The following is a 1,503-nucleotide window of genomic DNA, read 5'->3' on the forward strand; positions in this document are numbered from 1 at the left end:
TCGGCGACCAGCTTCTCGTCCGTGTCGGCAACAACTACGAGCTGACGCCGCTGGGCGTGGGCCTCCGCGCGACCTCGGCCGCGGCGATGCAACTGGTCGAGCAGACCTTCACCGCTGCCCAGGGCTTCGATCCGGCATCCTGCGAGCGCGAGTTCGTCCTGCTGGCCTCCGACTACGCGGCCGCGGTGCTGGGCCCGCCACTGATGCGCGCCCTCCGCCAGGCGTCGCCGGTCGCCCGCCTGCGCCTCGATCAACTGCCCGCCGACGACCCGGCCGGAACCGCGCCGGGCCGCCCGCGCCCACCCGACGGGGTGGTCCTGCCGCGCAGCCTGGCCCCGGCCGGGATGCCCGGGACGACCCTCTTCTCCGACCGCTGGGTGTGCCTCGCGGCCGCGGACAACCCGGCCGTCCGGGGCGGGCTGACCGTCGAGAAGCTCGCGGCGCTGCCCTGGGTGGTGCACCAGGACGTACGGGCGCACCACCCGGTGCTCGCCGATCTGCGGGCCCGCGGGCTCTCGCCCCAGGCCCGGTTCTCCGTCGGCGGGTTCCATCTGCTGCCCGAACTGGTCCGGGGCACCGACCATCTCTGCCTGATCCAGGAACGGCTGGCCATCCGGGTCGCCGGGCCGGAGCTGCGGGTCCTCGAGGTCCCGTTCGATCTGCCGCCGGTGGTGGAGACTCTGTGGTGGGACCCGGCGCACACCCACGATCCCTCGCACCGGTGGCTGCGCGACCTCGTGGCCGCCGCCGCCCGCGAGCTGACCGGTGAGCCCGGCCCCGGCGCCCCGCTGAATCAGTCGTGCAAAGCCCGTCCGCCGGCCCGGACGTTGTCGCCCGGCAAACGCCGCACCCAGAACGATTGACGCGGTATTCCACAATGGCGCCGCCCGGCATTTGGAATAGTGCGGGCATCGCCTTTTTCTAATGGGCTGACGATCGATCTGTAGACTGCTTTCATCAAAGCGCTTCGGAAGTGCGAGAGCAGGCGGCGGTGACAGCACATCGGGTCACGATCTACGAGGTGGCCGAGCGGGCCCAGGTGAGCATCTCGACGGTGTCGAACGTGCTCAACAAGCCGGACAAGGTACGGGCAGCGACCCGGGCCCGGGTCCTCGCCGTCGTCGACGAGCTCGGCTTCACCCCCAAAGTCCAGGCGGTCAGCCTCGCCCGGCAGGGCACCGGCCGGATCGGCGTGATGGCCCCGTTCACCTCCTACAGCTCCTACCTGCGCCGGCTCTCCGGGGTGCTGACCGCCGCCACCGAGCTGGAGACCGACGTGCTGGTCTTCGACCACGAGTCGGCCGCCCTGACGTCGTCGCCCACCCTGGCCAGCATGCCGATCCACGGCCGGCTGGACGGCCTGATCGTCATGGGTCTGCAGATCGAGCCGGGCATCGCCGGTCGGCTCCGCGAGCGGGGCCTGCCGACCGTCGTGATCGACGCGGACAGCGACCTGTTCAGCCGGGTCGTGATCGACGACGACGACGGCGGCCGGATCGCCGC

At 71.8% G+C, this 1,503-nt stretch carries 2 protein-coding genes; both read left to right on the forward strand.

Annotated features, from left to right (window positions below):
* Positions 1-863, forward strand: an 863-nt coding sequence (locus AB0C29_RS47995; RefSeq protein WP_360834998.1) for a LysR substrate-binding domain-containing protein, incomplete at its 5' end; no start/stop codon positions are given.
* 128 nt (positions 864-991) lie between these two features.
* Positions 992-1,503: LacI family DNA-binding transcriptional regulator (locus AB0C29_RS48000; protein ID WP_360835000.1), on the forward strand; the 512-nt coding region annotated here is incomplete at its 3' end.

The sequence above is a fragment of the Actinoplanes sp. NPDC048791 genome, assembly GCF_040650095.1.
In the GTDB taxonomy this organism is placed as follows: Bacteria; Actinomycetota; Actinomycetes; order Mycobacteriales; family Micromonosporaceae; genus Actinoplanes.